The sequence below is a fragment of the Neptunicoccus cionae genome (assembly GCF_014643735.1).
GTDB lineage: Bacteria > Pseudomonadota > Alphaproteobacteria > Rhodobacterales > Rhodobacteraceae > Amylibacter > Amylibacter cionae.
In genome coordinates this window covers 14,657-40,642 of the sequence record NZ_BMKA01000001.1, presented here as the reverse complement: position 1 = coordinate 40,642, position 25,986 = coordinate 14,657, and the positions used below count along the sequence as shown (strand labels likewise).

12 protein-coding genes and 3 pseudogenes are annotated in these 25,986 nt (G+C 55.6%); 9 read left to right on the top strand and 6 right to left on the bottom strand.

The genetic code is table 11. From position 1 onward, the window contains the following. The first annotated feature begins 5 nt into the window (after positions 1 to 5). Positions 6 to 419 carry a group III truncated hemoglobin gene (locus tag IEX10_RS00130; RefSeq protein WP_188671532.1) on the top strand — a complete coding sequence of 138 codons (414 nt, stop codon included), beginning with the start codon at positions 6 to 8 and terminating at the stop codon, positions 417 to 419. Here IEX10_RS00130 and IEX10_RS00125 read toward each other — a convergent pair whose 3' ends face one another. Beyond that, positions 420 to 1,421, bottom strand: a complete 1,002-nt coding sequence (locus IEX10_RS00125; RefSeq protein WP_188669736.1) for a YcjF family protein — start codon at positions 1,419 to 1,421, stop codon at positions 420 to 422. Continuing rightward, positions 1,418 to 2,839 carry a YcjX family GTP-binding protein gene (locus IEX10_RS00120; RefSeq protein WP_188671530.1) on the bottom strand — a complete coding sequence of 474 codons (1,422 nt, stop codon included), beginning with the start codon at positions 2,837 to 2,839 and terminating at the stop codon, positions 1,418 to 1,420. The genes IEX10_RS00125 and IEX10_RS00120 overlap by 4 nt, the downstream gene beginning before the upstream one ends. A 114-nt stretch (positions 2,840 to 2,953) precedes the next feature. On the opposite strand from IEX10_RS00120, the gene truA reads away from it, so the two are divergent. The 4 genes and pseudogenes from truA to IEX10_RS00100 all read left to right on the top strand — a co-directional run bounded on the left by truA (position 2,954) and on the right by IEX10_RS00100 (position 8,662). Further along, the gene (gene truA, locus IEX10_RS00115) at positions 2,954 to 3,730 is read left to right on the top strand and encodes a tRNA pseudouridine(38-40) synthase TruA (RefSeq protein WP_188669734.1); all 777 of its coding nucleotides are present in this window, start codon (positions 2,954 to 2,956) and stop codon (positions 3,728 to 3,730) included. A 2-nt stretch (positions 3,731 to 3,732) separates the two neighbouring features. Then, positions 3,733 to 6,729: an aminotransferase class III-fold pyridoxal phosphate-dependent enzyme gene (locus tag IEX10_RS00110; protein ID WP_188669732.1), complete on the top strand. Its 2,997-nt coding sequence runs from the start codon at positions 3,733 to 3,735 to the stop codon at positions 6,727 to 6,729. 359 nt (positions 6,730 to 7,088) lie between these two features. Next, positions 7,089 to 7,418 carry an Arm DNA-binding domain-containing protein gene (locus IEX10_RS20160; RefSeq protein ID WP_188669730.1) on the top strand — a complete coding sequence of 110 codons (330 nt, stop codon included), beginning with the start codon at positions 7,089 to 7,091 and terminating at the stop codon, positions 7,416 to 7,418. Positions 7,419 to 7,589: 171 nt separating this feature from the next. Beyond that, a pseudogene (locus IEX10_RS00100) lies at positions 7,590 to 8,662 on the top strand (IS110 family RNA-guided transposase). Positions 8,663 to 9,256: 594 nt separating this feature from the next. Here the strand turns inward: IEX10_RS00100 and IEX10_RS00095 are convergent. Beyond that, positions 9,257 to 9,868, bottom strand: a complete 612-nt coding sequence (locus tag IEX10_RS00095) for a Crp/Fnr family transcriptional regulator (RefSeq protein ID WP_188669728.1) — start codon at positions 9,866 to 9,868, stop codon at positions 9,257 to 9,259. 80 nt (positions 9,869 to 9,948) lie between these two features. Between IEX10_RS00095 and IEX10_RS00090 the strand changes: the two genes are divergently transcribed. After that, positions 9,949 to 10,494 carry a hypothetical protein gene (locus IEX10_RS00090; RefSeq protein WP_188669726.1) on the top strand — a complete coding sequence of 182 codons (546 nt, stop codon included), beginning with the start codon at positions 9,949 to 9,951 and terminating at the stop codon, positions 10,492 to 10,494. Positions 10,495 to 11,080: 586 nt separating this feature from the next. Here the strand turns inward: IEX10_RS00090 and IEX10_RS00085 are convergent. Then, positions 11,081 to 11,341, bottom strand: coding sequence for a hypothetical protein (locus tag IEX10_RS00085; RefSeq protein WP_188669724.1), 261 nt, complete (start codon positions 11,339 to 11,341; stop codon positions 11,081 to 11,083). Then, entirely contained in the window at positions 11,338 to 12,813 is a 1,476-nt protein-coding gene (locus tag IEX10_RS00080; RefSeq protein ID WP_188669722.1) for a calcium-binding protein, read from the bottom strand. Before IEX10_RS00080 ends, IEX10_RS00085 begins: the two co-directional genes overlap by 4 nt. A 328-nt stretch (positions 12,814 to 13,141) precedes the next feature. Between IEX10_RS00080 and IEX10_RS00075 the strand changes: the two genes are divergently transcribed. From IEX10_RS00075 to IEX10_RS00070, 3 genes and pseudogenes are all read left to right on the top strand, one after another. Continuing rightward, positions 13,142 to 13,462 carry a helix-turn-helix domain-containing protein gene (locus IEX10_RS00075; protein ID WP_188669720.1) on the top strand — a complete coding sequence of 107 codons (321 nt, stop codon included), beginning with the start codon at positions 13,142 to 13,144 and terminating at the stop codon, positions 13,460 to 13,462. Further along, positions 13,374 to 13,803 (top strand): annotated as a pseudogene (locus IEX10_RS19900) (transposase); the annotation flags it as partial. The gene IEX10_RS00075 and the pseudogene IEX10_RS19900, both read left to right, overlap by 89 nt. A 92-nt stretch (positions 13,804 to 13,895) precedes the next feature. Next, a pseudogene (locus tag IEX10_RS00070) lies at positions 13,896 to 14,200 on the top strand (transposase); the annotation flags it as partial. Between the two features lie 2,148 nt (positions 14,201 to 16,348). Here the strand turns inward: IEX10_RS00070 and IEX10_RS20075 are convergent. Then, positions 16,349 to 25,480 (bottom strand): calcium-binding protein, encoded by a 9,132-nt coding sequence (locus IEX10_RS20075; protein ID WP_268237019.1) that lies wholly within the window; start codon positions 25,478 to 25,480, stop codon positions 16,349 to 16,351. Between the last annotated feature and the right edge of the window lie 506 nt (positions 25,481 to 25,986).

Genomic DNA, 25,986 nt, shown 5'->3' with positions numbered 1-25,986 from the left:
CAGTAATGCCCTTACCGCCGCGCATTCCGCTTACCCGTGCGCAGATCGAACAGGTGGTGACGACCTTCTACGCCCGTGTGCGGCGCGACACTGTGATTGGGCCGGTATTTTTGAACAGCTTATCGGATGACGCTGCTATATGGCGCACCCACGAAGCGAAAATCACTGACTTCTGGGCAAATGCGATTCTGCATGAACGCAGCTACAGCGGAAACCCGATGATGGTCCATTCCGGCATCTCCGCCATCAAGCCCGAGATGTTTACCCGCTGGCTAGATCTGTTCGACGACACACTTGCCGGCGAACTTCCCGATCAGATTGCCGCGCAATGGTCGGCTCTTGCCCACCGGATCGGGCGCGGGTTGCGGATGGGGGTTGAGATGAACATCCCCCAAAGCGGCCCTCCGATTCTGCACTGATCAGTTGCCAAACAACCCCGTCAGGCTGCGTTTGATGATGTTGGTCACGCGGGGTTTGGACTCCACCTGAAATGGCATGGGGCGGCAGACTTCGATCGCGGCCACACCTACACGGGCGGTCAGCGCGCCGTTAATCACGCCTTCCCCGAACCGGCGGGACAGTTTGGACAGCACCCCGCCCCCTGCCACCGACCCGATCAGATCATCCCCAATGGCCACAGCGCCTGTTGCCACCAGATGGGCGGCGACCGCTTTGGTCAGCCGCCAACTTCCGAGTGTGCCGGAACGCCCGCCATAAATCTGCGCAATCTGGCGGATCATTCGCAGGTTCGCGCTAAGCGCCACTATCACATCCGCGAAAGCCAGTGGCACAACAGCGGTTGCCGTTGCCACCTGCAGCGCCGCAGATTCGATCTGCCTGCGTGCCAGATCATCCAGCGGACGCAGCAAAAGGCTCTCGCTTTGGGCAAGGGCGCTGTCCGCATCCAGAATATCGCCCTTTTGTTCCGCCAAACGCGCCAACCCCCAGCGAAGTTCTTCGCGACCGCGATAAAGGCTCTGCAATTTCTGCTGGTAGCTGTGGACCTCGGCCAGCGTGCCTTCCTGCACCAGATGTTCTGCCTCGGCCCGCAATCCGTCAATCCGGCGCAGGCGCGACAGGGTGGCCAGTTCCCGCCCCGCCATAACCAGAAGCGCACCGATCACCAGCGCCAGCAGGCCCAACGCCACACGACCCAGCCAGACATTGCGCGTCACAAGTGTTTCAACGAAATCCCAGACAAAGACGCCAATCATAAAGGTCAAAAGCGCCCCGAGCGCCCACCAAAACACCCGTGCCACGCCGGAACGACGACTTGCCGCAAAGCGCAGACCGACTTCGGCGGCGGGCGTGTGACGGGGCCGGTCAAGATCCGGCACCGGCGGCGCGCTGGCCGGTGTGTGATCCTGTGAGGGCGCCTCGTCCAGATCAATCAACACAGGTTTAGAGGGTATACGGCTCATAGTAATTTGTCCCCGATCAGGAATTCGGCAGCGCGGTCCAGCCGGATATGGGGCGGCCCGTCGCCTGATTTTATTGTGACTTCGGCAGGGGCAAACCCCATGATGGCGTAATCCCCGTCAAGCCAGCGTTCGGCCCCCTGTTCGGCAGGTTTCAGCAGAACTGACGGATCGTCCGGCAACTGGCCGGGATACATCGCCGCCTGCTTTCCATTGGACAGCAACCGCCCCCGCACCAGATCCAGCGTCTCACCATTATGGTTGCGTGTTTCCTCTACCGTGGTGCGCAGGCTCGCCAACGCCATCGCATCGGTTTGTGCCCCCTGATAGGTCGCCTTGTCCCGCGCACTGCGCACCAGCGCGCCCATGATTGTGGTCAGTGCTGGATGTTGGTGATGGTGCAGGTGATCCGCTTTGGTGGCTGCAAACAGGATACGCTCCACCGATTTGCCGCGCAGTGCGGAAAGAAAGCCGTTCCGCCCCGTTTTAAAACAGGACAGGATGTCGGCCAGCGCATCACGCAAATCGCCCACCGCCTGCGGCCCCGCATGGATCGCGCCCAGCGCATCTACCAGCACCACTTGGCGGTCTATTCGCGAAAAATGATCGCGGAAGAACGGGCGGATGACACCGGATTTGTAAGTTTCATAGCGCCGCGCAAACGCCCGCCCCAAAGAGTTGCGCGGGTATTTTCCGGCAGGCAGTGGCGCAAACGTCAACGCCGGAGACCCTGCCAGATCGCCCGGCATTAAAAACCGGCCCGGCGCACAGGCAGACAGTCCGGATTCCCGTGCCGCTTGCAAATAAGCCGTAAAGGCAGCGGCGAGTTCTTGCGCCTGCGGCTCGTCCAGTTCAACCTCGGGGTCGAGCTTGTCCAGCAGCGCCAGCCACTCTGCCGCGAAAGGCGCACGAGAGGGTTTGCGCGCAAGGGCAATCGCACCCTGTGACCATTGCTCAAACGATTGTTCCATCAGCGGCAGGTCCAACAGCCATTCGCCGGGATAATCTACAATATCAAGATGGATGGTCCGCGCCGATTTGATCGCGGACAGCACTCCGGCGGGGGCCACCCGCAGGGACAGGCGCAGCTGTGAAATTGCGCGCGTGCTTTCGGGCCAGTGCGGATTCGGTCCGGTCATCGCCGAAAGGTGCTTTTCATATTCAAAGCGGGGCACCAGATCGTCGGGCTGGGGTTGCAGAAACGCCGCCTCGATCCGCCCCTGACTGGCCGCTTGCAAGGCAGGCATCCGGCCACGATCCAGCAGATTGGCCACCAGCGAGGTTATAAACACGGTTTTCCCAGCCCGCGACAGCCCGGTCACGCCCAGCCGGATCACCGGCTCGAACAGGGATTCACTTACGCCGTCGCTGATCAGTTCCACCTGCCGCGTTAAGCCGTCGATCAAAGTTCCGATGCCCAGAATGCCGTGTCCTTCCGCCTGCTGCTTCGCGTTATCGCCCTGATCCTAGATAAGCACGGCAACGTCCCATTCATAGCCCTTGGCAAAGTGATTTTCCCAAGGTATCGCAATGCTATGCCACGTTACGCGCTTAAAATCGAATATCACGGCAAGCCCTTCGTCGGCTGGCAGCGTCAGGTCGGACTGCACTCCGTACAGGGTGCCATAGAAGATGCCTTACGCAAGCTGGAAAATAACCACGAAGGCATTCAGGGCGCAGGGCGTACAGATGCAGGGGTCCACGCCTACGGGCAGGTCGCCCATGTAGATCTGGAAAAAGACTGGGAGGCGTTTCGCCTGTCAGAAGCACTGAATTACCATCTAAAACCCGATCCCGTCGCCATCGTAGATGCGTCCCGTGTGGATGATGACTTTCACGCACGGTTCACAGCGCTGGAACGCAAGTATATTTTCCGCCTTGTGGCGCGGCGTGCGCCCGTCACCCATGACGCCGGAATCGTTTGGCAAGTGCGCCATGATCTGGACGTGACCGCACTGCAAGAAGGTGCAAACCGTTTGCTCGGGCGGCATGATTTCACCACCTTTCGGTCAACCATCTGTCAGGCCAACAGCCCCGTTCGCACCCTTGACGAACTAACGGTGACAGAACACCCCTACCCCGATGGCACTGAATACCGTTTCTTCGTGCGCGCCCGCAGTTTCCTGCACAATCAGGTGCGCAGCTTTGTCGGCACGTTGGAACGGGTCGGCGCGGGATCATGGTCCCCTGACGATGTGTCCGACGCTTTAAACGCCCAAGACCGCGCCGCCTGCGGGCCGGTCTGTCCGCCACACGGGCTCTACCTCGCAGATGTCACTTATCCAAGCGATCCATTTAAGAAAGAATTTTAGATATGCCCCACCATTGGCAAGCTGCCCTGAAGACCCATTTCAACCTCGCCGCCGATCTTAAAAGACTGGATGGCGAATACGATCTGAACTTCGCGGCCCGTGCGGATGGGAAGGACTATATCTTCAAGGTGATGCGTGAAGGCTGTCCGGTTGATCTCGTGGATATGCAATGCGCCGCGATCCGGCATCTGTCGGCAAGCTATCCCGATCTCCCTCTGCCAGAGCTGATCCCCACCAATGAGGGTGATCTTTACACAACGCTGGCCGATGAATCCGGCGCCGCGCGATTGGTCTGGCTGCAAACCCGCCTTTCGGGGGCCTGTTACGCGGACCACATGCCCAAATCGCTGGGCATGATCGAACAACTGGGCGGCTACCTTGGCCAGATGGACGCGGGCTTGCAGGGTTTCACCCACCCCCAACACGATGTTCCCTTCAAATGGCACCTGCCCACTGGCGACTGGATTGCGCAGCATACAGAGGCTCTGAACGATCCCACACGACGCAAACTGATAGAGAATATCCTTCAGGATTTTTCCAATCTGAAGCCGCAGTTGGATGCTCTGCCAACGCAGGCGATCCACAACGATCTGAATGATTATAATATTCTGGTCACACGGGATGGCGCAGTCTCTGGCCTGATCGACTTTGGCGATATGACAGCCAGCCCCCGCATCTGCGATCTGGCCATTGCGGGTGCCTATATCGTGCTTGATCACGACACACCGCAAAGGGCACTCGCCGCTTTGGTGCGGGGGTATCACAGCGCCAACCCGCTGAGCGCGCCGGAACTGGATATGCTCTATCCTCTCCTGCGCATGCGCCTTGCGGTGAGCGTGGTAAACTCCACACTGGAAGCCGCCGCAAACCCCGATGATCCGTATGTTACAATATCCCAAGCCCCCGCGTGGCGGTATCTGGAGCGGACAGATTTGGATACCGGACTGATCCGCGCCCATTTGCGCGCCCTGTGTGATCTGCCTGTGGTGGTAGGCGCGGACAGCGTGGCCGCCTATCTGGACAGCCAACGCGGCAACTTTGCGCCCCTGATGGGCAAACCACTGGTCAATGCTCCGCTTGGCCCGCTCTCCGTCGCTGCAGTTGCAGCCCCGCGCAATCCATTCGACATGCCCTTGGCCGAAGCCGCCACCCTTGGTTCAGAATACGACACCGGAGACATGTGGATAGGCCTCTGGGGCGAACCCCGTCTGATCTATACCGCACCCGCCTTCCGACAGGGACCGTGGAAATCCTCGGACCGGCGCACGGTGCATCTGGCTATTGATGTGTTTGCCCCTGCCAAAACGCCCCTGCACGCCCCCCTTGATGGTGTGGTGGAAGTGATCGAGAACCGCACGTCGCATCTGGATTACGGCGGCGTCATCATCCTGCGCCACGAAGCATCCGATGGCACGCCATTTTTCACCCTCTACGGGCATCTTGCACCGGACAGCCTGTCCGGCCTCAAACACGGCGCCCCCGTTGCGAAAGGCACTGCATTCTGCGCCCTTGGCGATGCCAGTGAAAACGGCGGATGGGCGCCCCATGTGCATTTCCAACTGGCCCTGACCACACAAGGCATGGGCCACGACTGGCCCGGTGTGGCCAACCCCGACGAGATGGACCTGTGGGGCGCGGTTTGCCCCAACCCTGCCGCCCTGCTGAACCTGCCAGACGAAGCGGTGGCCTATAAACCGCTGCCTAAAACAGAAACGCTCGGCAAACGGCGCAAGCACTTTGGCGAGAACGTAAAGCTCAGCTATTCCGATCCCGCCATGTTCCTGCGCGGCTGGAAGCATCACTTGTTTGACGAATGGGGCCGCCCCCATCTCGATGCCTATAACAACGTCCCCCATGTAGGCCACGCCCATCCGCGCATTCAGGCAATCGCGGCGGACCAGTTGATGCGGATGAACTCCAACACCCGCTACCTGCACCCCGCCCAAACCGATTTCGCCGATACGGTGCTGGCGAAGATGCCCGATCCGCTGTCGGTCTGCTTTTTCGTGAATTCAGGGACCGAAGCAAACGAACTCGCGCTGCGCCTTGCCGCGGCCCATTCGGGCGGCAAAGACATTGTCACCGCCAATCACGGCTACCACGGCAACACAACCGGCGCGATTGCGATCTCGGCATACAAGTTCAACGCCAAAGGCGGTGTCGGTCAGGCGGACTGGGTGCAACTGGTCGATGTGGCCGATGATTTCGCCGGTCCCTTCCGGCGCGATGATCCCGACTGCGCCGATAAATACGCCGCCCAAATCGACGAGGCCATCGCCGCCGTCACAGCACGGGGCAGCAAGGTCTCCGGCTGGATCAGCGAAGTCTTCCCGTCCGTCGGCGGCCAGATCATCCCACCCCAAGGCTACCTGCCACAAGTCTACGCCAAAATCCGCGCCGCAGGTGGCGTCTGCATCGCGGACGAGGTTCAAACCGGACTGGGGCGGCTCGGCGATTATTACTTCGCCTTTGAACAACAAGGCGTCACGCCCGACATCGTTGTGCTCGGTAAACCCATCGGCAACGGCCACCCCATCGGCGTTGTTGTCACCACACCCGAAATCGCCGCCAGCTTTGCCAAAGGACCGGAGTATTTCTCAACCTTTGGCGGCTCCACCCTGTCCTGCCGCATCGGCGCAGAAGTGCTTAAGATCGTGGACGACGAGGGCTTGCAAGACAACGCCCGCCAACGCGGAAAAGAACTGCTCGACGGGTTGCGCAAACTTCAGGAAAAACACGCAGTAATCGGCGATGTGCGCGGCATGGGGCTGTTCGTCGGCGTGGACCTGGTGACAGACCGCGAAACCCGCGCTCCGGCCACTGAAATCGCAGACCGCGTGATCAACCGCATGAAGGAAAGCCGCATCCTGATCGGTTCGGAAGGCGCACACCACAACGTCCTGAAAATCCGCCCGCCCCTGACGATCGAGGCCGACGACATAAACCGCATCCTCCACCAACTCGACCGCATCTTCAGAGAAACAGCCTGCCAACCCTAACCAAAAAGAAACGGGTGCCAGTCTCCTGACACCCGCTTCAATGTTCCCCAAATATCCCCGCCGGAGGCGGTATATCCTTCGCATCAAGCGCTCTCACAAGCGCTCTGAGATGTAAATCGTGCTTTAATAAGAGTGCGGTAGCGTCTCAGCGCGGTCCGGAAGTTTCCGGGCAGTACCATCTGCGTTTGTAGATATTTCGGAGGTACCCTTATGGCAAAATCCAATTTCTTTACAGTCGCGCAGTTAAAATTCTTGCCGCCCGGCAAGCATTGCGACGGACAGGGCTTATGGTTGTTTAAGAGGAAAGACGGCAGGCACGATGGACCTTCCGGTTTTCGCTGTTCGGTCGGCAGCGCGAGATGGGGCTTGGCTCCTATCCCCTCCTGTCTCTCGCAGAAGCGCGGAAAGCGGCCCATGATGTGCGGCGGATTGTGGCGAACGGCGATGATCCAATCAAGATCAAGCGGCGGCAGAGAAACCATGCAAGCGCACAGGAAGGTCGGTTTCATGTACTAGCCAATGCTGCATTTGCAGCCCATCGCTCTACGCTGAAGCATGAAGGGTCGGACGGGATGTGGCTGAGGCCTGCCTCGGACACCTCGCCGTCAACGATGTGGAGGGTGCCTATAACCGCGCTGACTACCTCGAACGGCGGAGGCCATACTTGGCGGCATGGGCGAGTTATTTGATTGGTGGGGACTGATGCTAAGCGTCAGTTCTCAGGTAATTCATATAAGCCTTTGTATCACTGGTATGTGTCTGAGCTAATGGGATGAACTGTCTTCCTGCCAAACCGCAGCTATTGTTGCGCGCATAGGTGGAGAGAGAGGAGCATTCTGATCGGTATTGAAGTATAGGGCATTGATCTGGGCAAGGCCGTTTGTAGCCTTGCGGGATTGGACGCAACAGGCGCGGTCGTGTACCGCAAGCGCCTTCAAAGGCACCGGTTGCTGGACTTTCTGGAAGGTTTGGACCCTTGCATTGTTGCGATGGAGGCTTGCGGCGGCGCGCATCACATTGGTCGTTTTTGCCTTCAACACGGACAGTAGCGTCGGCTGATGCCGCCGCTTTATGTCCGGCCTTACGTCAAGGTTCACAAAAATGATGACCGTGATGCGGAGGCGATCGCCGAGGCCGCGACGCGCCCGACAATGTTATTCGTCGCGATCAAATCGGAAGAGCAGCTTGATCTTCAGGCTCTGCACCGAGCCCGCGAGCGGCTGGTGACCGAAAGGACACGCCTTATCAATCAAGGCCGGGGCTTTCTTATGGAGCGCGGCATTCGGGTCGCAGCAGGTCGCCGCGTCTTCCAAAAAGAGCTGGTCAGATTGGTTGCGACAGGCACCGCTGATCTTTCGCACCGTATCCTGTCGATGTTGTCAGACATGATGGCGGAGCTGGCCACGATCAACGACCGGGTCGAAGCGATCGACACCGAGATCAAGGCTCTGGCCAAGGCAGATGCCGACATGCAGCGCTTGATGGAAATCCCTGGCGTCGGCCCAACGATTGCCAGCGCCCTTGTGGCCGCTGTTGGAACCGGCAGCAGCTTTGCCAAAGGGCGCGATCTTGCCGCGTCGTGCTGCCAGCACGCCTTCGGCGTAACGCTTGGTCTCGTGCCACGTCAGATCACCACAGGTGGAAAAGCCAAGCTGATCGGCATCTCAAAGCACGGCAACCGATACCTCCGCAAACTGTTCATCCATGGGGCGCGGACCGTTTTGCATCTCGTGCGAGATCGAACATCGCCCATAACGCAATGGGCAGATGGGCTGAAAGAGCGGGCCCACGTGAATGTCGCTGCCGTTGCCATGGCCAACATCCCTCTCACACCTGCAAAGCAAGTGTTGCCGGGCAACGGATGGCGCGGATCGCCTGGGCCGTATTGACGAAAGGCGAGCGATATCGTCCCGCGGCGCTTGTGGGCGCATAGACACGCAACCGCGCAACATATAGGAATCTGCGAGCGAGGAGGAGATGGACCAACGACCAATAGGCGTCTGGTCAGTCTGACGGGGAGCATGGCCCCCAGAGTGCCAGTGAGCTAACGAGACATAGGACGCGCGACTTCCCATCTTGGTCAGGGGCAAATCGAATGGCCCCATCGAAAGACCGAATACATAGAAGCAGGGTCAAGGGGACATCAACAAAACGCTTGCAGGGGAAGGCAGTTCATACATGCTCCCCATCTCTTGGACAGGATCTGGCGTAAATTAAGCTACTCTTTGCGCCTGCTGATCGGGTTTGGTCGTTTCAATTCTCTGCCAATAGACCACAGCAGGTGGTTTGCCGCCAAGAGAAGAATGCGGGCGCGTATGGTTGTAGAACTCTGAGGCCGTAGATTTGTAGACGCTTTGCCCCCTAACTTTGGGGCAAGGAGGCCGACATGGGGACATGCAAGTACAACGAAGAGTTCAATCAGGACGCGGTGCATCAGGCGGACAGCGGAAATGCGCTGCGGCCTCCACCGAAGGCTGTTACGCGGGCGAGTTACCGTTTGCTGAGGTTGCTATCAAAGTCTGCTTTATTAGCTGAGTTTCCCGCAATCGAACCTTTGATCAACAGCCGCGTCTCGCTCGGCACTGCGAAGCCGACTGAGTGTGACCGGCGTGATCCCGAGAAAAGATGCTATCAGATAATGGCCAAATAACTCTTCGTGGCGCGGAAAACCCTTGCGAAACCATGCAAGGCGTTCTGCGCCTCCAAGCGCGGCAAGACACCACTCTCGGTCAACTTTACGGGCCAGCTCTTGTTGCAAAATGCCGTTTGCCCATTCGCGGATTGGCTCCGATGCCAGCATGAGCGAAGTCAAAGCACGGCTGTCCAGTTGCGCAACTAGTGCATCTGCAATCACGTCTATCGAAACGAGCGAGGCACCGCTCCTAGTTCTCGAGACATTTGGTGCGACCACGCATGCACCAGCGTGGAAGCCGACGCAAACGGTTCGGCCTTCGGTATCGGTGATTTGGCTCGTGGCGCGTCCATCAAGAATGATGTGTTCAAATGGGTCTGGTTCGCCTTGCGTCGCAATGCGACGTCCCTTTTCCATATATTCAACACGCCATGCTGCCGCGAACCTACGCGCGGTCACTTTGCCCAAAGCGTTCGGGGAACATGTCAGATAAGTAAAAAGGTCCAAATCGCGAATTCCCTATCAAACGATAATGCCAGCTGTGCTCACCCTCGGTACGTCGGTGCGAATGGTAAGGAGAACAACCAATGAAAATAACGATACCAACTAAACAGTACGGCCGGCAAGCAGCGCTCTTCGGTCTAGCGGCCGCCGGATTCTATCTGCTGATGGTCTATGGCACTCTGGCGCACATCGAGACTTTGACCGGCCTGCGCCCTTTCGACATGCGCCCCGGCGGATATTCGGTAGAACTGGCAAATTCGCTGATCGATGCCTTGGGAATTAGGGGAAGGTGGTACTATCTCACGCGACAAATTCCACTAGATCTCGTTTATCCTGCGCTAATGGCGATGACCTTGATATCATTATTCAAATGGATTGGCTCGCGGGATGTAAATCAAAAGCTTGTTCGAATTGGAATTTGGTTTTCTATTGCTGCAGCTATCGCTGACTATCTGGAGAACGCCGGCATCTGCCTTATGATCCTGAGTTGGCCAGAAATATCAGCCAACACCGTCATGGCGGCAAGTGTCGCTTCCATAGTGAAGTCGGGCTTAACGACGACTGCTGTCTTGATCCTATTGTTTGGTTTCGGCTCTTGGGCGTTCGAAAGGAAACCTCCCCACGCCTGACCGATCCCTGGTGATCATCCCATCAGCTTTCTAAAACCTGGCTTTCGGTGTGGCGCAGAAAACATGCAGTTTGGGCTCGCTGACGAGCTTCGCCGTGCCGACCTCGAAGGTCGACTTAGGGCGGCAATAAAGCGTGACAGGTCCAGGCTATGCCGTTGTCGATGAAGTTATTAAGGAGCTCCAAGCCAACTAACGCTGCCAATTAGTGTCTGACGTCAGCACCCGCTGGACAGATTTGAGGGTTTGGATAAGGGAGGATTTCTGTTCATCTTATCGATTAGGAGATCGAGGTGGCGAAGAAGCCGACAACATCGAAAGTCTCGGCCTTGGACGCGCCACTAAAGGACGCCAAGGAACAGACCCTCGCCGCGAATACATAGACGCAGGCGCAAATCGCCGAAATGCCGTTCCCAGTCCATCAGGGCCGGAACAGCGCCATCCTGCAAAATGCGGGTGGTAAGTCAGAGACACTCTCCGCTTGTGCAACGATGGTGCCCAACCGAGGTGTCATCCGAAATCGGAAATCTAAGTTGTGAATAGAGGGCGACGACGTAACGTCTGTAACCGACCCTGCCGCCGCAGGCGGTCAGCCGAAGTCGAAGTCCTCCGCCGTCAGCGTCAGCTCGGACGCGGGGTCAATCAGCCGCAGGCGGAGTTCTGTTCCGGCCGTGCCAGCAAGGGTGACATCCAGGTAGCCTACCCCGCGGTCGATTTGCAGATCGGAGAACTGGTCTGCCGCGTCAACTATATGGATCAGATCCTTGCCATCCTCGAAGTCTACGATCTGCGCATCCGCCTCTGCACCGCGGAATATGAAGCGGTCCGCGCCGCCGCCGCCGGCGATCACGGCTCGTATGCTCGTAAACCCGTCGGTTTCCCTTCGAGTGACAGGTCGAACCAGTCGTTTCCCTCGCCACCGTCAAGATCTCCAACGAACGTTATCGCAGCGGTGGCGTCCACCTTCACCCGGTCGTTGCCGCCGCCCCCTTCGAACGACAAAATCGAGCGGGCGTCCTCGATCCGCGCCTTCAGCGTATCGGCACCCGCGTCGCCCTGAACCCAGTTGTCACCGTTACGGATTACGAACTTGTCCTTTCCGCCGCCGCCGTGGAGAATGGAACGCCCGCGGTCATCGTCGCCTCCAATCAACGTGTCACCCCGATCGGACCCGATGACGCCCTCGATAGACACGAATTTGTCGCGCCCGTGACCAGCGATCTTCTGGAAACCCGTCTCGCGCAGGTCTACCCGCACCGCTATTCTGCCAGAGTAGTCTGCGAAATCCTCACCCGCGCCGCCGTCCAGAAGGTCTCGGCCCGCGCCGCCCGACAGGCGGTCATCTCCGCCCCCGCCGCGCAGGGTGTCGCGCCCGGCGTCGCCGGACAGGACGTCGTCTCCATCGCCGCCATCGAGGTGATCGCCGCCCTCGCGGCCCTTCAGTACGTCATTGCCGCCGCCGCCCTCAATCCGGTTTGCGCGCGCATCGCCGGAAAGCCGGTCTGCTGCGTCAGTCCCGGACAAGTTCTCGATCCCTACGAGTTTGTCATGTCCAGCACCGCGAGTGTTTTGGAACCCACTTTTGGCGAGGTCCACCGCGACGGCCGCACCTGCGTATTCAGCGGTGTCCGCTCCCCTTGCCCCCTGCAGGACGTCACGGCCAGCACCACCGATCAACACGTCGTCTCCGTTTGCGCCAACCAGCCTGTCATTACCGGCGCCACCGGCAAGCCGGTCATTGCCGCCGCCGCCAATCAGCCGGTCGGCCCCGCCACCGCCGTTGAGGACATCCACGCCTGACTGACCGAAGAGCTCGTCCCTTCCAGCACCGCCTGATAACTCGTCGTTTCCAGAGCCCCCATAGACTACGTCGCGCCCGTCGGACCCGCGCACTGTGTCGTCGCCAGCAAGCATCCGTAGCGGGCCCGCCACCGGGAATAGGTCCAGATCAAGTTGGTCGTCGCCAGAGGTCGGCTCCGTGCTGCCGACTGGAACGGCAGTTCGCGGGTTGAGCAGCAACCCTCCTTTGCCCAATTGAAATACACTCCAACCGCGCACCTCGTAGTCGGCCAGGCTGGTATATTTCTCGATAAGAACCGCCTCGAAAATGCCCCGGCCGACCGACCCGAGAAAAGGCGCCACCTGATCAGGGCTCAGTTCCTCGTCGGTGCGCACCACCCATTTAGACGGGATCTCGGGGATGTCCGGATCCTCGATCACCAGATTCTTGTGCCGGCCCAATGCGTTCAGGTTGAAATCGGTAATCGAGACATAGGGACCAGGTTCGTCAGTAACGATGAAAACTTCGTAAGCTTTTACCATGGGTTAACGGTGCAGACAGCGGCGATTCGAGTCAAGAACTGACCAGCCGCTCCAGCCAAGTGCAATCGGGCCGGCACGCCCCCCCCCCGTGTGTAACCCGCATGATCAGCGGGCTCCACAGCCTGTGAGCCCCGGCAGGGAAGCTCGCGCAGGGGCCCAATCGGATCGGGCGCGCCGGGACCGGTGGTTCCCAGCTCCCATTCACGTTCTCGCGCTCGCTCGGCTATTTCGCGTTGCGGCGTAGAACAAGACCGTAAGCTTTATATGGTAATCCTCCGCCGAGGGCCGTCTGGCCGCTGATCTGTGCAATCGTTTGTGAAGTGTTCTAATGGACGCACACGAAGATACCCTCCGCATTCAAGTTTTGTCGGTCTCTGATACCGGCCGTCGCCACCGTTGGTCTGATAACGAAAAAATCCGTATCTTTGAGGAGAGCATTAGCGACGGCGTGACATTGGCTGAAGATGCACGACGCCATTGCACTGCCCCCTGCAAACTGGACCATCTTGAGTTAGAGTTTCTGGCTGCTACTTTCCTAGCTGAGAGAAGGAGTGGAAGCGGTGAAAGCATCCAAGTTCACGGACGCGCAGAAAGCGTTTATGGTAAAGCAGGGCAGCGATGGCACGACGGTGGCTGGGATTTCCCGTAAAGCGCGTAATAGCTCTGCGACATATTTCAACTGAAAAAAGTACGAAGGCTTTATGCCAGCAGAGATGCGGCGGCTGCGCGATCTTGAGGGCGAAAAAAATTGATTGAAACGGGTTGTCGCGGATCTGACGTTGGATCGCGAGATGTTGTAGGACGTTATCAAACGAAAGCTCTGAGGCCCGTTGCCCGACAGGGTATTGCGCAGCAATATCCCGAGAGGGGAATCGAAAGCGTGAGCTCGTCGACGGGATGTGTTCTGACTGGCGTGTATCTATCCGAAAGGAGTGTGTTGCTTTACGATTTGACCGATCCACGTATCGTTACCAATCACGTCGTACTGATCTGGTGTCTGACGTCTGCGCTTATGGGTCCAAATAGCGTTATTTGATAAGAGAGTGTTTCTGTCTCATCATAACCACTGAGGAGTGACCGATGAGACAGACAACTGGAACACGCAAAAGCCCGGCGACGTCGTGATCGCCGATAACCTTTCGTCTCACAAATCCGCATACGCCCAGAACGTGCTGAAGGCGCAAGGCAACTGGATACTGTTTCTTCCGCCCTACAGCCCAGACCTGAATCCGATTGCAATGGCCTATTCCAAACTCAAAGCACACCTAAGACGGCTCAAGGCACGACCTCCGACGCATTATTCCAGTCTGTCGCGCAAACCTGTGACCTCTTCCCACCAGAAAAATGCCGGAAACTCCTCAAAGCTGCCGGAAATGTTGCAAATTAAATGGATGATACACTAGCATTCGGACATGCCTAGCTATTGCAGGTATTGCGACCGCTAAAGGTGGGCATAATGAAGACATATATTTTCAACGATCAGTGGAGATAGCCGGTTTCGAACCTAGACATAAGGCGCTTCAAACGTGACATCATACCTAAGCCAACTGCCGCCAGCAAAAGTAAAGGCAACGAGGCGGGAAGCGGCACGGTTGATGGTGATGAGGAAACTTCTATCGTGCGTTCATAAAGGTGCCCATAAGTCTGGGATAAGGGCTCGCCTGTCAGTGAATCCGTCTCAAGCAAGCTGATTTAGCTTTCGCCTCCATAAATTACGGAGGGCAATTTATCATTGAAGAATTTGCACCCCATGTCCACAGGCAGTAATCCGGAAGATAACTCCTCAACATAAGGAAACCCTCGTTGCCCCATTGCGCCGGCAATCTGGCTGTTCCCTTGAAAATTGCCTAAAATGTAGCCTCTGATAAGGTTACGGGCGTAAGGGTCAAAAACAAAGCAATTTTCAAAACAGCCAACAGATTTAATGCTCGAAACATCAAATTTTCTTTCAAGAAAATGTGGAAATCGTAATACAAAAAATGTAGCGCAAACCAATACCGATCCACTTACAAACTTAACTCAAATCCCGCAAACTGGCAGTTGCGCAATGACGGCCATCTGGTGAACGAGAAACGGATACGCCGTACGGACTGATGCCGAACGACCAGAAGCCCAACACCCGTTGTCCGGTAATACATGCAAAGCGTATGTGATATGGGGCAGGCCCTCGGAGGGACACTAGACTCATCCTTACTTGCTGAAAGGCCTGCGTGTGGATCGTTTGAAACAAGGTTGGTGCTCGGACATCACCGACCTACCGATGCGGCGCGCGTTCCCTTGTCTCGCCGCCATCAAGGACCGTCACACCAGCAAGGTTCTGGCCTGTCGGATTTCGAACACGCTGGAGGCCGACTTGTGCAGAAGCGCTAAACGGGGCCATCCACAAATTTTGCTCACTCGAGATCAGGAACACCGACAGTCATATGTCGGTCTCCAGTTCTCGGGTAGTTAATCTCAAACACTGATCGACCGCTCGGTGGGTTGTTGCCGCTTGGCTTTCCGGTTTGATTTGACCCTCAATTTGATCGACCTGACACATGTCCTTCCCTGGACCTGTCGACCGCCCGGGAACGCACTGCGGTGAGGCTTTGTCTCGAAGATGCCGCGTGAACCAAGAAGGGCCTGACCGAATAGTCTCATGACTTTCCTCTCCGTGCATTCTTTCCGGCGAAGTATGCCTGAAACTGCCGGAGAGGATGATACTATGGCCGAATCCAAACAAAGCAATCCAGTGGTTGGCGGCAGACTATCGACCGTGGTCTATTGGCTGAGAAATGAAACAATTAACCTTGTTCAGCAGGTACTGAGAGTAGCTTAAATTACGCTAAATCCTGCCCAGTAGATGCGAAACAGTTCAACCTGATCATAGCTTTCCCGTTGCCGATGGTCGCAAATCTGGCTCTGGATCTCAACCAATTTCACCCGGATACGCCCCCTTAACCCTGCCTAACCACTTGTTTTCCCAGAGACGTTGTTTGGCGGATAGCGAGCCATGTTTTTGCACTGCAAAAACGCTCGCCTTCCCTCACGGCGCTCGACTCGGATGCGGTGCGCGCTGTGCTTGCACCTTGTCTGCCAACGGGTGGGAATGGATATGGGAACCAAGGGCAAAGGCGGGAGGCGGCGTGTAAGAAACAAGCGGGATCAGCAGATCACTGTGCGGTTGACCGATCGCGAATATCGTAAGCTTCAACAAGCGGCCTCAGGGAGCAGTGTTGCGGCTCTGGTGCGGAATCGGTTGCTTGGCTTAAGCAAAGGGACTGCGCCGCAGGTTCCTCTGGTGAACCGGCAAGCGTAGATCGAGCCCAACCACGTTGCACGACGTCGGGCATTCTCTATCGTTTCCAAGCAGCGCTGCAGGTCACTGTGCCGCCAATCCACAAGGCGAGCGGTCATTTTGACCTGAACCACTACGCAGAAGAAATCATATGCATGAGAAGCAAACGAAAGCAGCAAGCCGGAACTCGGAAATGCTTTTGTCTTCTTGGTAGCCGTAAGTGATACCGAGCTATTAGGGCTGTGTGCGAGTTCTCCTTTAGAAAATGAAATCTCCATTGTTCATCGCGCCCAGAGACACGTTCAGTATCGTGATTGAATTGCCCGCCAAAGCATCAATCACCACATCTGCGCCCACTTGTGTCATATGTGGACTGCTGCCCTTGACCAGATCTTTGAAATCCGTGATGGAGGTCACGTCGCTAAGGTCGATGCGTTCAAGGTTCTTTTTGGAGTTGAAATCGACAAGCACGTCGCTGCCGAATCCATCCGCAAAGACGAAGACGTCATTTCCCCCACCGCCTGTTAGACGATCATTTCCAGCGCCGCCTTCCAGCGTATCTTTGCCAGCGTTTCCGCCCAGCGTATCGTCGCCTTCTCCACCAAATAACAGGTCGTTCCCCTTGCCGCCCTGAAGCTGATCAGCTCCATCATTGCCCCGCAATGTGTCATCGCCCGAGAGGCCGTCCAATTGGTTGGCATTGTTGTTGCCAAAGATTTGATTGCCCAAAGCATTACCGATACCGTCGATAGAAGCGCTGCCTGTTAGCCGCAAATCCTCTAGATTTGCATCCAGACTGAAGGAGACGGCCGTTTCCACAAGGTCGTGCCCTTCGTCTTTCAATTCCTGGATTTCATCCAATTCGTCGTCGGTGATCACATAAACATCGTCTCCTAGACCACCGGCCATAAAGTCGTTTCCTGTGTCGCCAGACAGGATGTCTTTGCCCGCGCCACCGAACAACTGATCATTTCCAGCCCCGCCAAACAACGCATCTCCACCGCCATCTCCGACCAACAGATCAGCGCCACCTTTCCCATACAATTCATCAGCGCCTTTGCCGCCAAACAACCCATTTCTCCCGCCAGTGCCGGTCAGATGGTCGTCGTGATCAGAACCTAGAACAGCCTCGATCTTTTTATAGGTATCACCTTTTGCCTCACCTTGGCTTCCTTCACCGGCGCCAAGATCCACCTTCACAGCAGCGCCCGCACTGGCAAAGCTGACCAAATCGATACCATCACCGCCGTTCAGCTTATCAGCCCCAAGACCACCAACCAAAGTGTCGTTTCCAGATTTACCCAAGAGTACATCTTCGCCCTTCTCGCCGATCATAACTTCATCCGCATCGCTGCCGGAAATCGTATCTGCGAACTCCGACCCTCGGACAGCTTCAATACGCCGTAGAATATCGCCCTCTGCATGACCGTCTGATCCCAAGCCGGTTGCAAGATCAATCGACACCGCCTCTGTTGAAAGTGCATAGTCCGCGATGTCCAGTCCGTCGCCTCCGTCAAGGGTATCGGCGCCCGCACCCCCTGCAAGAACATCCAGACCACCGCCACCCGACAGCCAGTCTGCACCAGCGCCGCCGTTCAGCGTATCGTCGCCTGTCAGCCCATCCAGACGGTTAGCCTTGGCATCGCCGGTAATCTGATCGGCTTCCACCGTTCCAACGGCATCTTCGATCTCGGACATAGTTACCAGTAATTTAGCCTTTTCGTCGTTGTTCTTCGCTACACCGTCCTTCAAATCAATGTTTACACCCAGCGTATGGATGGCAAACGTTGCGGTATCGCGGCCAACTCCTCCGGTCCAAGTATCCTGTCCGCTGCCATAGGCGAAGATATCGTCGCCGCCCAGCCCACGAAGGACATCATTGCCACGGCCACCCGCCAGTAAGTTTGCGCCCTCAGTGCCAGTTAGCCGATCCGCAAATCGCGATCCTATTGCATTTTCGACATCCAAATCTGGAAGGGAGACAATCAACTCTGCCGTTCCATCAGACCAAACTTTAGTGCGCCCCGTTTTGACTTCGCCAGCAGCCAGATCCACATCAACAGCTGATTTAAAGCCGGTAAAGTCTAAGGTGTCGCTGTCCGCGCCACCGCGCACTATATCCACACCGCCAGAATAGGAGATCAAATCATCGCCAATTCCGCCGTCCAGATCGTCGTTACCTGCGCCACCGTCCAGCACATTGGCAGCGTCGTCGCCCAATAAAACGTCATCGTGATCGCTGCCCAACAGACGTTCAACCGCGACGATCTTGTCGTTGCCGTCGCCATTGACCAACGAGAAGGTAACACCGGTTTCATAGCCAGAGAAATCAACGGTATCACCACCTTCACCGCCGTCATAAATGTTTTCACTAGTAAAGCTGGCGTCCACACCGATGGCCCCTACCAGCGTGTCATTTCCTGCCCCGCCAAAGAGATGGTCGTCATAACCGGGGTCGGCACTCATACCGCCATTCAGCACATCGTTGCCCGCCCCACCATAGAGACGATTGTCGAGTTCATAGCCAATCAGATGATCATCAAACGCGGTGCCAGTCGCTCGATTAACACTGTTCAACTCCATCAACTGGCGTAGATCCCCAAAAACGGGCAGCTCTTTGCCATCTGCAGTCCATGCTGCATCTGACCGGGTCAGATCGACATAGACCGATGCAGAATAGTATTCGAAGCTCACCGAATCGCGGTTCCCACCACCGTCGTAGGTATCGAAACCGCCCACATAGTGATAATGATCGATGTTGCTACCGCCGCTTACCGTGTCGTCACCTGTGCTGCCAATTAAATATTCAATGTCCCGGTATTTGTCCTTGCCAACATCAACACCAGTGACAGTGCGTTGATTAAAGTTAATGCTGACACCTGTGGTGATAGTAGCATAGGACAATCCGTCCCAATCATCTGACTCATGATCGTCTTCGCCGCCGAAAATACTATCATCGCCTGCGCCGCCCATAATCAGATCGTCGCCTTTGTCGCCAAAGACCGTATCGTCGCCATTACCGCCAGTGATAATATCCTGCCCGGTTCCACCCTCTATATGGTCGTCGCCGTCTCCACCCGACAGGATATCATTGCCGGACTTACCTTTGAGAGTATCATCGCCAGCCAGCCCGTAGAATATGTTGCCATCGTCGCCGCCCGTCAGGATATCGACTAGATCCGTGCCGCGCGCGCCCTCTATTCGCGAAACAATGTCTCGGTCGCCATGGGTATCAATGGCAAACTCGCGGTCGACGCGCTGCAAATCCACGGTCACACCCGACGTGCCTGTTTCGCGGCTGTAATCCAACATGTCGATGCCGGCCCCTCCGTTCAGTGTGTCTTCGCCTGCATGACCGGTCAAAACGTCGTCACCTGCAGCACCGTCAAGGTGGTTGGCGAATTCGTTTCCTGAAATGTTATCATCCTCATCCGAGCCAAGCACATTTTCGATACTGAACAGCTTGGCAACGGTTGCACTGGCGCGGTCTTCTGTCGCCCGACTGCGCACACTGCTGCCGTCGTCTAGCTTCACAACCATGCCTTGGTACAGTTGCGCAAAGCTAATGGTATCGCGGCCTGCACCACCGTGCATGTAATCGCGTCCCTCTGTGGCGATCAGGATGTCGTCGCCGTCACCCCCAAATATCCGATCTTTCCCGCTGTCACCGCTCAGCAGATCGTCACCGTCACCCCCCTTAAGTTTGTCTTTACCCTCGCCACCGAACAGGACATCTGCGCCGTCCTGCCCCAGCACTTTGTCTTTGCCTTCGCCGCCAAAGACCTGATCATCATCATCGCCGCCATCAATTTTATCGCGACCAGCTCCACCGAGCAGAAGATCTCCGCCATTATTGCCGAAAATCTTATCATTTCCGCCGTTTCCGGCCAGAACATTGCTAAACTGGTTGCCAGTAATTTTGTCTTTGTGTGACGATCCACTTATGTTTTCGATCGAGACCAGCAGATCTTCGGCCGCAGCGCCAACCGTGGCCGTAAATGCCAACAGATCGACAATACCGCCCGTAGGGGCCCCGGAAAAACTATAGCTGTCGCGCCCTGCGCCGCCGTCGAACAGATCCCCGCCACCTGTGTATGAATAGCTGTCATCGCCGGAGAAGCCGCGGAACACATCAGCGTCAGCCGAGCCTTTGCCTTTGTCATCGTCATCGGTGCCAAACTCCGACACTCCTTTGACGCGCGCGCCGGGGCTTATCGCGCCGAGATCACTAAAGTCCTTGGTGAACGTTCCGTCAGCCGTTTCAAAGGCAAAATTCAGACCGAACGTGTCATCTTCGGCAAAGTAGTCCTTGATGCGAACAGAATTGACACCGTCGGACACGATCAAATCAATCCCATCAAGCGTGAAATCCAAGTCATCCTTGAACAATTCAGTAAAGATCAGACGGGAACTGCCCCGGGTTTCGCCAAAGATCACGTCTTGGCCAAAATCTGCGCCAAAGACATAAATATCCGAACCCGCGCCGCCGGACATAAAGTCATTTCCACCTTGCCCGATCAGCGCGTCTTTGCCGCCACCCCCGAATAACACACCTTGCGTGGTGCCGCCGATAAGTACGTCATTGGCCTCGCTACCGGCAATTAAATACTCCTCAATTCCAGAAACCGAAACTGAATTGGACCCGTGGCTCATGGTGATCGTTTCCGGTGCCGCTGTTAACGCTGCGCGAAACTCTGCAAAGCTCGGTGTTGCACTGTCCATGCTAAGGTTCAAAAGGCTGCCACCGTCAGCAGCAAACATCTCAACCGACAACGCGTCAGCGCGGCCCGATATGGTCAGGATATCGCCGCTCCCAGCGCCGCCATCAAAAACGTCTTTTCCGTAAGTATGTTCAAAGGTGTCGTTGCCAGCTTGCCCAAAGAAGTGGTCGTTCCCTGCACCGCCAATCAGCACGTCGCTGCCGCCGCCGGCAAAGACCGCATCATCAAGATCGCCGCCCTCTACTGTATCGTCGCCCGCCCCGAGGATGAGGTGGAAACGTTCAAAATCCGCGATCCGAGTACCCTGTCCGATATCATAACTTTCACCGGACGCGGATTTTCCATCAAACGACAAATCCTCAGAATATGCACGAAAATCTCCCAGGAAGAGGTCTGCCTCCCCCGTGTCACCATCGCCTTCGCCGCCGGTGTATCCAGTGCCGTTTTGATAGACAATCAAGTCGTCAAAACCCTCAACACCAGCGATATCGACGCTTTCAAATTCTGAATACCGGACGTTTAACAAAGATGGGTCAGTGGTGTTTCTCAGGCTTCCCGGCGTCCGTGTATAGACCTGCCATTCTGAAACAGACTGCGATGCTTGTGCCAACTCGGTAAGGTCGTCACGGTCCGTATGGGCAAATGCAATTCCATTCTTGGTCGACAGGATCAGGTTTCCATCGGCATCGTAGGGCCGTACGCGGATATCGTAAGTGCCACCGGTAATGACCAGATTATCGTTCTCTACCACATTTTGAACGAGCCGACCGTCGACATATGTGTTTTCTTTTTCGGTCCCGCCAAACAGCACGTCATAGCCAAAGCTGTCGTAGAAAACTGTATCGTTGCCAAGACCGCCTTCGATCCAGTCGTTGCCACCATTGCCCAACAATACGTCGTTGCCACCGCCACCTAGAAACAGATCACCAAGCCCACCGCCAGACAGAATATCGAAGCCGTCGCCGGCAAGGATGAACCCTTGCTCCATCTCTTCGATATAAACACTGTTCGCCAACAGATACCCGGTCGACTCGCCTGTCGTGCTGTCACCGCTCAGGTCCAGTTCGATCCCGATGTCCTGATCACGGAAATCCGCAACAAATGCGTCGCGGTCTTTGCCGCTAATGCTTTTACCACCGATATAAGTTGAGCCACCTTGATAGAGCACCACATCGTTGCCACTGTCAGAAGCAATAACATTTATCACTTCAACATTACGCACTGTGGCAACGCTGCCGTCGCCGCCACTGATGGCCATGCTGTCTGCACTCTTAACCTTGTCAAGGAAATCAACCACTGAGTCGCGGAAACTGACGGTGTTTGTCGAAATGCTTGATCTTAGTGACGCGGTCTCATCTCCACCGGCGTCTAACAGCGTATAAGAGGTTGAGCCGCGCATTTCGAAGGTTTCCTCGCCCGCTCCGAGAGGGGAGTTGAATGCACCGATATAGAGCGTGTCCAGACCATCACCACCGTCGATCAGATCATCGCCACCGCCTTGCCACAAAAAGCCATCATCCCCTTTGCCGCCGTACAATTGGTCCGCAACCGTATCAAAGCCACCATGCAAAAAGTCGTTGCCTTTGCCCCCATCAAGATAATCTTCAAGGCGCCCACCACCGAGCACATCCCCGACGGATGTACCCACCACGTAAAGGCGCTCAAAACCGCTGATTTCCGTGTCGCCAAAATAGGCTTGCTGTGGCACGTCGCCCCTTACGGAATCCACGTTGAGGAAAATGCCTCCACGGTCGTTGGTATAGACTTCGTTTGTCGTCAGATCGGCTGCGAACGTATCTGTTCCCTCGCCCCCCTGATAGACCTTGCCGTTCATGAAAATGACAAGATCGTCGCCGTTGCCTGTGCCGCCACCCTTACCGTCAACACCGTCAGACGATGTCATGACGTTGATATATTCCACATCCTGCGCGATTTGGATCTGGCCTTGGTTTTTACCGCCATTCAACATCAGGTAATGCTGTTTTGCGTAGAATTCGTCGTCGGAAAAGACGCCGAAATTGTCTTCATAATCGCGAGAAAAGAGATGTAAGTAGGCACCGATCAGATTGTGGTCGGCGTCGAACCCGATCCCGTTGCCTGAAAATGCATAAATTACGTCACTCGAAGACGTTTCGACCTGGAAATTATAGCGCAGTCCCTGCTCACCATTGCGCACATACAAATGGTCAGCTCCCTTCCCACCGAAAATGTAGTCGGTAAACGCGTTAGTATGAGGCACGGGAACATCACCGAATTCAACCAAAGCTGTGTCTTTGCCACTGCCCAAACGGACATAATCGTCCGCGAGATCCTGACGGCCAAAGGTTTCGGGATCAGAGCCGGCATGTTCGATATACCCTGTCAGGCGCACGATATCGTCGCCGCCACCCGTTAGGAACCCGTCGGAATACCGTCCACCCACCAGATAGTCGTCGCCTGATCCGGTCATCAGAAATGCCGCTTCGATGTTGCGGACGACGACATCCTGGCCAAGTCGATCTTTGAAGGTGACACCGCCCTTTGTTCTGGCATCACCGTCATTTTCGGCATTCACAGCCGCAGCTATATCCCAGTAGAACGGACTTGAAGTGTCGCTGAAATCACCGATGAACAAGTCGTGGGTGCCTAACTTATTTCCACCTCCATCAAAGAACGTGCCGCCGGCGCTGTCACGGGTATTATCGTAGTGATAATACATGACATCGCCAAGATCCCCGCCCAACACGTCCGTAACATTTCGCGTCTCAAGAAATTTTCCATTGTTGGCCTCATAGTGCACTTTGGCCGTATCGTCAGCTGAAATCAGGGCGCTGTATTTTCTGGTAAAATGGCTTGTCGTAGAGACTTTGGCAAAAGACATATCGCCTGAATCTGTTAGGCCGCTTACACTTTTAAGTGCATTATCACTGTCCGGAGCACCACCTGCTCCGGGCACAATTTGTGCGCCGACAAGCACCCGACTTGCGCCGTTGTCGTGGGTCAGCTGAACATCTGTGTCAAAAAATCCAGACCAGGCGTACCCAACGGATTTGCCTCTATAATCGTAGAAGACTCCACCGATCGTTTCGTCCCCAGTAAGGTTTACAATCCGGTCACTAGGCACCGCAGTCTCGTCCGTTGGACGTTCGAAATCAAACGTCATCGCGTCGTAGGTGGCAAAGATTGCCTCGACCTGTTCATAAGCCCCTTCAAAGTAGGCATAGAGATCATTTTCAAACGAGGCGCTCTCTGGATCCCAACCGACAGGTGCCAGACGGTGTTCGACGTAAAAAACTTCGTAGGTGTCTCTCTGGGTGCCAAAACTAAGGCCATCGACCGTATATTTTTCAGACCAACCTTCACCCAAAGTCGCAATCTCCAACTCGACAACATCTTTGTCGTAAAGCGGGCCAAAGCTCGTAATTTCTTTACCGAGAACCTTGATGGAGCCTTCAAGAATCTTGACGTTGAAATAAAAGTCCAGATCGATGTGGGCTGTATGTTCAGCCTGTACTTTGCCCAAGGTGTAAGTCGCGGTAACCTTGGTTTTGCCGTAGTTCTCTTTGGGCGATGTCAGAAAAAGGGTGTCACCTAGCTTGCCGCGCGCTTCGCTTCCATCTTCACCAACTAGATGGACCAGGACGTCTGGAGTCCCTGTCTCGGGATCGTTGATATCGACAGTGAATTCTTCTGCCAATGTCAGGCCAAGACCCGCTGTTAAATCCACGACCGTCAAATCAAAGTTGGCCAGAGAGTCCGGAATTTTGGGAATGCCTTCGATCTCGCTGTTTTCGGCAGCCCAATTTAAGACATTACCTTCCCAAAAAACGGTAGCTTTTAACGCTTTGACCGCTGCTTTGATATTGGGTTCAGGAATTTTTCCAGCCAGTTCTAACAAAATTGCGTCGATGTCGCCTTCGATTCCGGTGAACCGTTCCTTTGATGAACCCCGCGCCGTGACGGTCCCTGTCCCTTCTTCTAGTCCAAAGGTGTCAGCGCCGGTCGGTGCTTTGAGATAAAACTCAAGAAAGTCGCCGATTTTGGGGATCGATGGACGAAACTCTTCTTCCCCAGCTTCTACATTAAAGAGAGTCTCTTGGAGCGATACGTCAAAGAACGAAACGTTCGACGCACTGAATTCATCTGGATCATAATTGATTGCATCACTAAAAATACCAAAACCAAGAGCGCTGCCTATACTACTTCCAACACTTGAAATAGCACCACCAATGGACTTCACTCCGTCAATAACAGCGCCAACAACACCAGCGACCGACGGCAACGGCCCATTGAGATAGAAGTCTTCGACGCCAGCCGAAAATTTGACAATCAAATCTATTCCGGATTGCGCCCGTGGGTCATCTTCCTCGGCGTCCTCATCGGTGCTAAACCCAACGGTCCGGACGATGCCGTACACCACCTCGTAGTCAGAGAAATCAAATGCCATTGTTGCGCCGACACGGTCTTCCAACGGGGTGCCAGACGCATAGGCTGGTATGATAACTGCGTTGGGCAAATCGACGTTAACGTCGATCCCGTATTCCGCGCTCCAAGTCCCGGTGCTGCCAAGTTCGACCCATGGCTGTAGTCCAAACTTAAAGTCCAGATAAAGCGAGGCGTTGGACTCCACCACCCCAATATCAAAGTTCCAGATTTCACGAACCTGCTTACCACCAGTGCTCAAAATCATGGCTTCGCCGGTATCGACCCTTTGGGGAGACATATCGCGATAAAGTGGTTGATCAAAGGTCGCAAAAACTAATGAGGTATTTTGGACGGCCATAATTTTCCCAGACTATTTTAAAGTAAAAATGTTAAATATCCAAACGAACCGAAGACGATGTAAGCTGTGCCGCTCGCACCCCTTACGATAAAATTGGCGGAAAGCAGTGGACCAAGTTCTTCGGCCAGTTTGCAGCCTTGCTAGAATGAAGGAGAGATGCATCCAGGATCACTTCACTCGTCATGCCACCCACCTTAACGACCGGTCAGAAATTCCGCGACCACCTCCAAATTGCAAACTTACTTCACTCTTTTAGTGATTTTTTGTAAGTATTAAGATGTCTCATTAAATTGACAAACCCCGCTTCAAACAGGTTTTTCTGTTGCTAGAAGCTGACTTAAGGTCAAATCAACAATCACAATGCGGCGAAATTCGCTGGGCGACGACAGAGTTATCCATAGCAGTGCGTTGGG